Source organism: Donghicola tyrosinivorans (genome assembly GCF_003003355.1).
In the GTDB taxonomy this organism is placed as follows: Bacteria; Pseudomonadota; Alphaproteobacteria; order Rhodobacterales; family Rhodobacteraceae; genus Donghicola; species Donghicola tyrosinivorans.
Map to the genome: position 1 here is coordinate 1 of NZ_PVTQ01000041.1, position 9,815 is coordinate 9,815.

Here is a 9,815-nt window from a genome sequence, read left to right on the forward strand (position 1 = left end):
CGTGGCAACCCGCTATGACCGCTGTCCAAAGGTCTTTCTCTCAGCCATCGCGCTCGCAGCAACCGTCATCTACTGGTTATGAATCCTGACCCTAGGGCAGAGACCCGATGGCCATGGCCAACTTGTCTGACAGGGTGCGTTGTCAGGGAAATCAGCACAACGCGCACTCGTCGATCAAATATGGCGACAATAACCCCGCATCTTTGCGGGATTGGTGTCCAGTTCCGAAGCCATTCGGGAGCTTTTTTCGGCCGTGGAGGCTGCCGTTGCGCGTAAGTAGCTGATATTCAATGATATATCAACAAGGCCATCTCTAGCCCGCACAGCCGCAACATAAAATAATAATTAATTACAGTGACTTATGGAGTGTTACATGTTGCGGCAGAATGTATGTCTTATGCGTGATCGAGAGTCTGCGTAAAGGTGCCTATCTGCATATGCAGCTACATAGAACATATATCTAGTTCTATGTTACATGAGACAAATAGATAGAAAGGTTTTTGTATTTCAGTGACTTATAGATGTTGCGCATTCGTAACAAGCGCGCAACATATGTTACATCATTGTTTTTGTAGAGAAATCTTCATCAGACAGGCAGGAATTCCGAAAAAGCTCCCGATCTGCGGCAGGAAACTACCCCGAGCCGCCCAATGCATGCTAATTTCGGCATGCGTTTTGGAGAGAGCTCGAGACTTCGAGCATCATGGATCCTCGATCGTGCATCGCTTTATGTGAACTGGAGGTTCACATAGTCACTGGCACACGCATGGCCCTGAGGCCAAGAGCGAAGAACCACGCCCAATCACAAGGCCCCACCTTGGGCTCATTTCTTTTTCGAAAGCGCGATCCCTTGCCGTGCGCCGCGATCGGCTTCGATCACAGTCCAGAGGCGGGTTCCATCGGGCGGCTGGGTGTCCGTCGTCAGGTCATTTGAGACAGATGGTGACCTGTGAACCACCCCGACTTTCCCGGAGGGCAGAACTCTCGGAGAACTGCCTGTTATGGAACAAAGAAAGCAAAGAGCCATGAAGCCTTATTCGCCCGAATTTCGTGAACGCGCGGTTCGGTTGGCGAGGGAGCACCGCGATGAGTACAACTCGGAGTCTGCGGCGCTTACTGCGACTGCAGAGAAATTGGGCTGTTCGCCGGACAGCCCTCGCGTTAAGTTTACTGTGCCCGCACGACCGTTCGCACATACCCTTCGGATGCACATTCCTTGACATTCATAAAGACCGAACATACTATCCTTCCAACAACACCCCCCAGGCGACCGGTCGAAAGGCCGAGCTCAATACCGGGGGGTTACTTATTTTTAGGGGTCTGCTCAGTACTTTGAAGTTCACCAAGAAGCCTTCAAGCATTGAGCAACAACTACAGCTCCTCATCCAGCGTGGCATGGATGTCGGTGACCACGCCACTGCAATGAAGTGGCTTGAGACAGTGGGATATTACAGGCTGAGCGCCTACTGGCTCCCCTTTGAAAGACCTCCCGAAAACGGCAACGCGCGCAGCAAGATCTTCGAAAGCGGCGCAACCCTCAGTGCAGTCACCGATCTGTATGTCTTCGACCGAAGGCTGCGCGTTCTGGTACTGGAGGCAATCGAACGCGTTGAAGTGCATGTGAGATCGCGCTGGACCTACCATATGGCACATGCCCACGGTGCCCATGCTCATCTGGATCACCGCCTGTTTTCTGGCTTCTTGAACCATGCCGAACAGCTCGTCCGTCTCGCTCGGGCCGTAGATAAATCCGAAGAAACCTTCATTTTGTACCACAAAGGCAAGTACACGGACCCCTATTCCCCGCCCCTGTGGTCGGCAACTGAACTGATGACGCTTGGCGAACTCTCGAAGTGGTTCCAGGCAACAAAAGACAATAAAATAAAATCACAGGTGGGACGTGACCTGGGCTTGCCAACCAAAGAGATCGTAGAGGGCACTCTACAGGTGTTGGCGTTGACCAGAAACATCTGCGCACATCACGGACGGCTGTGGAACCGCAGGACCGTCAAACGACTACCCAAGATCAAACGCTTCAAAAACGACTTGGTGCTGGTGACCGAAGGCCAGCAAGAAGAGAACGACAATCGGCTCTATAACATATTGGTTGTTCTGCTTCACATGATGGACAAGCAGGCAACGGACAGCACTTGGCGAGATCGGCTGAGGAATCTGATCGAAGCACAATCTGATTCCGACCGATCAAAAATGGGTTTCCCAACCGACTGGCGTACACGACCGGTCTGGACTCCATAAACGGCCACAACCCAAACGCCCGCACCAAAGGGGCAAGCGTCAGATCTATTCCAGAGATAGGGCAACCTCCTCTTCAGCTGGAGACGAGGCTGGCCTTCTCCGGGTCATACCGAAACTTGGTAATCGTGCCGTCCTTGATCTTCTGGACCGCCTCGTCGATGACGAATAGCGGCACCAGAAACCACTCTCGGGGCATCACGGGACGGCCGAACCGATCCGGAATTTCGATGTCGAGCTGTGCAGTTCCGAAAATCCGGTGGATCAGGTTTTCAAGCCGGGTCTGGTTGATGTTGTAGAGCTCATAGGTCGCCACAACCTCGACCGGCGCCATGAGGAAGGTCGGTTGAAGATGCGCACCGGCAATCCTCTTCTCGACACCCAATGTGGTCACGCCAATCTTGTGCACCAAGTCCCGGTTCTCGGACACCATCGGATGATCGGACTTGCTGCGCAGGACATAGATCGTGCCGGTGGTGCTATCGCCTTCTTCGGGGGAGTCCGCGAACAACGGCCCTGCAACTGACTCGGTAATCCTCCGACCGGATTCATCCTTGTTCAAAGCTCGTTGGAGCGAACGCATCAGCATTCTGCTTTCCGTGCCATTGTCGAAAATCACACGCAGACGGGCATCCGTCCGACCTTGATCGGTAAGGGTCTCCTCGCCCATCTCCGCGACATAGGCCTTTTGCCCCTCCACGATGAAAAAGCGACCCCTCTGGATCTCGGCCTTCAGCTCGAAGGGACGAGTTTCACGCTGCCCGGAATCCAGTTCACGCTGCACCTTCTCGAACAGTGGTTGGAAGGTCTCGAAATCCTCACACCGCTGACGATTTGCGATGTCCTCTGCCTCCTTGCGTTCGGCGTTCGAACGGACATGCTTCAACTCGGTGATAGGGGAGGCTTCGACCTCGACGCCAAGCGCGGCAAGCAACGCATCGTCATCCAGATCATCGGCAACAGGCGTCACCTCGGCTCCGGAAAGCAGGCCCTCAGCATCGAGGTCGGCAAGAAGGTCAGCGGCTTCCGGCAACTCCCGCAGCCGTTGAAGGCGCACGGCATAAAGCCGTTCAAAAATATCGCCGTCCTCGGAATGCTGAGGCAGGTGTCCATGCTCGGCGACGAATTTCTGGATGTCCTCGAAGCCCGCGATAATCCGTTCCTCGCGGGGCGTCCGCGTGACCTGCTTCTTCTTCTCGACCTCGATCCCCAGCTCGGACAGCAGGGCGTCGTCATCATCGGTGAACATGTTAGCCATTCATCGACTCCTGCTTCATGCGTGTGAGGAAGGCCACGCCTTCGGCCATGCGTTTCTCCCAAGCATCTGTGGAGGTCAATGACGGCAGCCGCCCGCGCTCCTGCTTGAACTTCACAGCACGCTTGGCGAGGTCACGGGCTTCCTCCGGGGACAGCTTGATCTTCTTGGCCTCGATCACCGCGGCCACCTCTTTCAGGCTCTCCTCGCTCATGGTCTTGGCAAGGATTGCATAGGCTTCGCTGAACGGATTGATCCGGTCGATCAGGTCGATATCCAGCTCCTTGACGCTCATGGCGAACTGGCGAACGCCATCGACAAAAGCGGTGTTGGATGGCGCATCGGTGCCATCCCCCAACAGCGTCTTCTTGGCCTGCTGCGTGAAATTCATCGCGGCAATGGCGTGTTGGCGCACGGCCTCCTGATCGGCCTCGTCCAGCTCGGGATACTTGTCACGGACGATCTTGCCCATTTTCACCTGGGTCAGCTCTTCCGGAACCATTTCCTCATCGAACAACCCGCGTTCGATCGCGGTTTTGTCCTGCACGAAGGCTGTGATGACCTCGTTCAGGTCGTTCTCACAGATGCGGTTGGCTTCGGGGCTCTTGGGCTGGGTCAGGCCCTTGATCTCGATCTGGAATGTGCCCTTCTGCTCGTTGAAGCCCACGTTGCATTTACTGTCGTCGTAACCGTTTTCGCCATAGTCGAAGCCGTCCTGCGCCGTGTTGGCCGGAGTCTTGGGTTTAAACTCGAACTTGGGCGTCAGCACCTGCTCCATCAGCAAGCTAGCCGCGATGGCCTTCAGCGTGTCGTTGACAGCTTCGCGCACCGCTTCTTCCGAAGCATCCGGCTCCGCGATCAGGTTAGTAAAGCGGGCGTGGGTCTTTCCCTTCGCATCCCGCGTGGCACGTCCGATGATCTGCACGATCTCCGTCAGGCTTGACCGATAGCCCACGGTCAGCGCGTGTTCACACCAGATCCAGTCGAAGCCTTCCTTCGCCATCCCGAGCGCGACGATAATGTCCACATGATCGCGGTTGTTCTTCTGGCTGGGGTCTTTGAGCGAGGCGGAAACCTTGTCCCGTTTGGCCGGATCATCGTCCACCAGGTCGGCGATCCGCAGCACTTTGCCATCGGGGCGCCTCACCAACTGGAAGCCCGTGGCCGGATCGGTGCCCTGCCAATCGCCCAAGGCGTCGATGATATGCTCGACCTCCCTATGCTTGTCCTTCGTGCTTTCGCGCGAATTGACGTTCGGGATGTGCAGGATCGTCTTCTCGGTCGGGTCCAGCACCTTCAGCAGCTCGTCGGCATAGGACCCGCTGTAGAAGAAATACCCGATGTCGAGCGTCTTCAGGTAGGTATAGCCGCTGAGTTGTTCGTAATAGGTGTAGGTCACGGTCTCGAACCGCGCCTCATCCTCGGGCGACAGAACGGCCTCGGTGTCACCACGGAAATACGATCCGGTCATGGCGACCACATGTGCCTTGTCCCGGGTGATCAACGTGCCCAGATGCGCCCCAAGCTTGTTGTCGGGGTTGGCCGAGACATGGTGGAACTCGTCCACCGCTGTCACTGTACCCTAATTAATCAGATTCCGCGGATTCAGGGCATTTTGGGGCGTTTTTGTACCCATAATTACAATATATCCACAGGCAACACGCGTCAGTACTCGATCCCGCTCGAGCGTTTCCAGATTGCATCGGCGCGGGTCAGAAGTGCTTCACGTTTTGCGTTGGGCCCAAGCTCGGATAAGGCCTGACGGGCTGCTTGCAAAGCGCTCTCGGATGCACTTGTGCGGCCCGTTCTATGCGTTTTCTGCTCGGTCGGGTGCTCTGTTTCCCTCCGCCCCGGAAGCCGCTGGTCGAGATCCTGCGACAACCCACAGACCCGCTCAATCAACCGACGATGTTGAGGAAAGGCGCGGCGCAACTCCCGGGTTCCCCGGTGGTTGCCGCGCAGGATGATGGCGACACCCAACAAGGGACGGTTCGTGCTGATACCGACCGCAGCAAGTGCCAATAGCCTCTCGCGCTCGCTCCCTGAGGTGAGCGACCATGGATGCCCAATCTTTAGCACCGACATGACTTGCAGAGTCAAACTAAACCGGCGCAACTGCTTGGGATCGGTCGTTGCGACAGCCAACTTCAGAGCTTCCGCGCCGCGTACAGCTCGAACCCGAAGTCTGCCTGATACATCTTTGGCCGGATGCTTGGCTGCGAGGGCCAGACCGCAGGTCTCGCAGGTCATCGTCCACGCGAAGCGCCAATGGCGGAGGACCAGATCGGGTGATTTCGCAACACAACCCGAGCAGTATTGGAAGTCATGCCGCGGCACATATTGCACACCGTGATGCGTCGCATCCGGAAGGGTCATGGCCGCAATCTCATGCCGGGTCCGTTGAACTGCCGAGCAGAGGCGAACCTGGTCTATCTGTCCGAGATCGTTGATACCTTCCGACACCCTGCCCCGCTCCAACCCCAGATAGCCGCAAAGCTCTTCAACCGAACAATGATTGGCCTTCGCCAGTCGGTCGATCCAGCTGGACAGCAGCTCATCGCGCGCCGGCGGTGGCCGAAACGGTAGCGGTCTGACGCTCACCCGAATGCCGCGGCGGGTTGGCGAGGAATGTTCCAGGCGTGCTTCGTCCAAACTGGTTGCCAAGCCTGAACCGCTTCGTCCGTGATCCGCTCTTCCCCGGTCTCGATCGCATCGATAGCCAAGGACTTGATCATGATGAACACGCGCGAAGTCACACCCCCGGTAATCTTCAGGATCGTCCGAAGCGACGCGACTGTCAGGCCTGACCGCTGTTCGAGCGCCATCGCGGCGATTAACGTCTGGATTAGCCGCGAGAACTCTACGTCATCATCCCAGAGCGGCAGGTAGTGTTCGTCCAAGCGTCGGGCCAGTTGGTCGTCTCCACGAACGGCTTCGAGGGCTTCGTTAACACCGAAGACGACGAGCGAGGCACAGAGATCGTTGGCGAGGAACCGGAGCATGTTCAGGAAGCGGCGTTGCTCCCGATAGCTGCCAGCAAGCAGATTGTGCACCTCGTCGATCATCAACATCCTAAGGTCCAGGTCCCGAAGATGACTGAGCGCGCGCACCTCGAGCTCGGATACGGTATGCCGGCCCCACATCGGCGCCCCGATCGTTGCCAGAATGTGCTGATAGAACCGTCTTTCATCCGGCGCGGGCGGAGCCTGAACCAGCAGTAGGGGTGTCTTCGTTGCGCCCAGTTCGGCGTTGTACTGTGTCGGGTATTTGCTCGCCATGCGCTTGGCGATCATTGTCTTGCCGATACCCGAACTTCCATAGACCATCAGCCCCGGCATCCGGCTTTGCTGCGGCATTTCCATCAGGGATGTCAATCGGTTGAGAACGATCGTGGCACGGTCAAACGCAATCCAATGGTCGCCGCGGATACGGTCAATTCTTTCGTCTGGGGTCATTAAACTCATCAATCTCATAAGTTGGCAGATCAGGATTGCCCGTGTCGATCGCGAACATTTCGCGCGACGGATCGCGACGCGGTTGGTGCCGGGGAAGCCGAGCACCTCTTTCGTTTTCCAACCGGGCAGTCCTTGTCTTTTGGCGCGCGGCTTCGGCCAGCCGCCGTTGCGCGTCAATCAAATGGAATAGGACTCGCTCGTTGATCCGGCCACCATGTTTATCCTGCCATTCTTTCCGAGCCCGCCGACTTTCCCAAAGCGATATCTGCGGGTGGCTGAGATCCCTGTAGCGTGCAGAGATCACGCGGCCATCATCGATGATGACCCAGACCTGCGACAAGTCTCGCGGATCATATTTCACCTGTACCTTGCCCTGCCTGCGTCCGACCAACGACGCGAAGACATCACTCCAGTAATGGACCCCGAAGAGTGTGACCCCGGTGCGCCCGAGCTTGCGCCACTCGAAGGGCAAGAAGCTCGTCCGAAAGGCTTCGACGTCAACCACCTGTCGCCCCGCAGTATCCCCGCCCAGGTCAGCCCAGGCAGACAGCGGCGTTCTGCCGAGGGCTTCGTGGACCGTATTGTGGTATCGGCAGATTTCCAGATGAAGCCAATCCTCGAACTCGATCAGGGTCAGGGCTGCATGCTTTTCACTGTCATAATCGCCCTTCTCGACGATTGAGGATTGGGTGGTCCCGGGCAGCACATGAACGGCACCCATGGTCGTTCCGATCAGCCGTTCGACGTGGCCGCCATAGTGTTTGCCGCCAAGCGGACGATACTCGACGGTTATGCCCCAATCTTCGCAGGCCATTTTGAAGGCATCGCTGTGGAACTCCTGTGCATTGTCGACGTGGATCGCCTTCGGAATGCCGGCCGTCGGCCAAACCACCTCTTCAAGTGTTCCAGGGACGTGCACCGATTTCCGCCGCACACAGTGATCGAGACATAGAGCGATCGACAAGACAGATGGCTCATCGAAAGTGACGTAGGCCCCAAGAACGATCCGTGTCGCGACATCAATGGCAACCGTCAGATAGGGGCGCGCAAGTGGCCGCCGGTTCACGTGATCAACCAGAATGATGTCCGCCGTCGTATGATCGATCTGAACGACTTCCAGCGGGGTTGAAACTTCAAGACGCCCGGGACGCGCGGCAAAGACCTTGTCAGCTTCCTCTGCCCCGCGCCGTTTCCGGATGACCGCTCGCTGATCCATCGCGTCGAGACGGGCTTTGACCGTTTTCCGGGTCGGGGGTTGAAATCCTCTCGCCTCGCACTCGGCACGGATCTCACGCCAGATGCGAAGAAAGCTCGAGCGCTCGCGAACCAGATAGTAACGCTGCAGGCTCTCATCGATGATGATTTCGACGTCTTGCGCGATCCGTTTCGACCCCGGTTTCGGCCCGCGACGGTCCAACTCCAACGCCGTGACACGTGCATCGTTCTCTCTCAGACGTCGGTAGAGCGACCATGTGTGGCTTTTCGCCAAGCCGAGTTCCCAAGCGGCGTCACCAATTGCAGCGCTGATCGGCTCGCCCCTCTCCTCAAGCTCCAGGATCGGCCGAAGAACCGCTGCACGATGTTTCGCAATACGCTCGCTGGCCACGTAAATCCCCCGCCCAAGAGGTCGACACTTATCCACAGTTCCGACCGTACGGCAATAAAGGGTACAGTATGGTAATTAACGGTACAATATGAAAATTAAAGGTACAAGCTGCCATTGATTTTATGGGACAATTTCAGACCGGATTCTGATTAATTAGGATACAGTGACAAATGCCAAGCTTAAAAAGCGTATCGTTCGCACGGTGATCCAGGAAGTGGTGGCAGATCTTGATGACGATGCCTCCGAGATCGTTTTGCTGGTTCATTGGGCCGGCGGTGCCCATACGGAAATCCGCCTGCCAAAACGCCGGCCCGGACAGCGCAATGCAACACCGCCGGATATCGTTGAGGCAGTCCGGCAGCTTGCGCGGATAGCAAGTGACGATGTCATCGCAGGCGTTCTGAACCGGAACGGTCTTGCCACTGGAAACGGTAACCGCTGGACCAAGGAGCGGGTCACAGCGCTCCGGTCCTACCGTAAAATCCCGGTATTCAGGCCCGATCCAGGCGGCCTTGATCCTTGGCTCAATCTATCCAGCGCAGCCAAGCTGCTCGGGGTGGCACCAAAAACGTTGCGGTTGGCGGCGGAAGCGGGTGAAATCAAAGCAGACCATCCGCTTGCTGACGGACCATGGGTATTCGAGCGCACGGAACTGTCAAAAACGGCGGCCCAACACCTCAGGAAACGGGCGCAGAGAAACCCTAAACACCCCGCGGTATCGCACCCGGATCAGCAAAACCTATTTTCTTCAACAACATAGAAAGATGGGCGCAATGAAGCAGAGTTGTAGTGATTTCTCCAATTCTCGATGATGATCTTGGCTTCCTTGAGCGTGTAAAAGACTTCGCCGTTCAGAAGTTCGTCGCGCATTCGGGCGTTAAAGCTCTCGCAGTAGCCGTTCTCCCACGGGCTACCTGGCGCGATGTAAGCGGTCTTTGCGCCGACGGCCTTGATCCAGTCGCGGACGGCTTGAGCAACGAACTCGGGGCCGTTGTCTGAACGAATAAAGGCAGGCGGGCCTCGGAGGATGAACAAATCCGTCAGGGCATCGATGACGCTTCCAGAGTTGAGACGGCGATCGACCTTGATGGCCAGACATTCCCGCGAGAATTCGTCCAGAATGTTCAGGGTCCGGAAGGCCTTTCCATCATCGGTCCGGCAATGAACGAAATCATAGCTCCAGACGTGGTTTCGGCATTCTGGCCGCAGCCTGATGCAGGAACCGTCATTCAGCCAGAGCCGCCCC

7 protein-coding genes and 2 pseudogenes are annotated in these 9,815 nt (G+C 56.9%); 3 read left to right on the forward strand and 6 right to left on the reverse strand.

Going from position 1 to position 9,815, the window contains the following annotated elements:
* Nucleotides 1–82, forward strand: a pseudogene (locus CLV74_RS22190) (IS5/IS1182 family transposase); the annotation flags it as partial.
* Nucleotides 83–1,332: 1,250 nt separating this feature from the next.
* Entirely contained in the window at nt 1,333–2,256 is a 924-nt protein-coding gene (locus CLV74_RS22195; protein ID WP_106269112.1) for an Abi family protein, read from the forward strand.
* A gap of 73 nt (nt 2,257–2,329) precedes the next feature.
* Here the strand turns inward: CLV74_RS22195 and CLV74_RS22200 are convergent, their stop codons facing one another.
* From CLV74_RS22200 to CLV74_RS22220, 5 genes are all read right to left on the reverse strand, one after another.
* Nucleotides 2,330–3,511: a GIY-YIG nuclease family protein gene (locus tag CLV74_RS22200; protein WP_106269103.1), complete on the reverse strand. Its 1,182-nt coding sequence runs from the start codon at nt 3,509–3,511 to the stop codon at nt 2,330–2,332.
* The gene (locus tag CLV74_RS22205) at nt 3,504–5,084 is read right to left on the reverse strand and encodes a pseudomurein-binding repeat-containing protein (RefSeq protein ID WP_245888663.1); all 1,581 of its coding nucleotides are present in this window, start codon (nt 5,082–5,084) and stop codon (nt 3,504–3,506) included. The genes CLV74_RS22200 and CLV74_RS22205 overlap by 8 nt, the downstream gene beginning before the upstream one ends.
* A gap of 89 nt (nt 5,085–5,173) precedes the next feature.
* Nucleotides 5,174–6,160: a TniQ family protein gene (locus CLV74_RS22210; protein ID WP_170108137.1), complete on the reverse strand. Its 987-nt coding sequence runs from the start codon at nt 6,158–6,160 to the stop codon at nt 5,174–5,176.
* On the reverse strand, nt 6,106–6,963 hold the full coding sequence (locus CLV74_RS22215) for a TniB family NTP-binding protein (RefSeq protein WP_245888664.1): 858 nt from the start codon (nt 6,961–6,963) through the stop codon (nt 6,106–6,108). Before CLV74_RS22215 ends, CLV74_RS22210 begins: the two co-directional genes overlap by 55 nt.
* Nucleotides 6,941–8,569: a Mu transposase C-terminal domain-containing protein gene (locus CLV74_RS22220; RefSeq protein ID WP_106269110.1), complete on the reverse strand. Its 1,629-nt coding sequence runs from the start codon at nt 8,567–8,569 to the stop codon at nt 6,941–6,943. Before CLV74_RS22220 ends, CLV74_RS22215 begins: the two co-directional genes overlap by 23 nt.
* A gap of 163 nt (nt 8,570–8,732) precedes the next feature.
* Here CLV74_RS22220 and CLV74_RS22225 point away from each other — a divergent pair, with 163 nt between their 5' ends.
* Nucleotides 8,733–9,329 carry a MerR family transcriptional regulator gene (locus CLV74_RS22225; RefSeq protein ID WP_245888665.1) on the forward strand — a complete coding sequence of 199 codons (597 nt, stop codon included), beginning with the start codon at nt 8,733–8,735 and terminating at the stop codon, nt 9,327–9,329.
* A gap of 20 nt (nt 9,330–9,349) precedes the next feature.
* Here the strand turns inward: CLV74_RS22225 and CLV74_RS22230 are convergent.
* Nucleotides 9,350–9,815: pseudogene (locus CLV74_RS22230) on the reverse strand (DDE-type integrase/transposase/recombinase); the annotation flags it as partial.

Excerpts from the sequence above, each read along its gene's own strand:
- CLV74_RS22200 (WP_106269103.1), bottom strand. The coding sequence starts at position 3,511 with ATGGCTAACATGTTCACCGATGATGACGACGCCCTGCTGTCCGAGCTG.
- CLV74_RS22215 (WP_245888664.1), bottom strand. The coding sequence starts at position 6,963 with ATGACCCCAGACGAAAGAATTGACCGTATCCGCGGCGACCATTGGATT.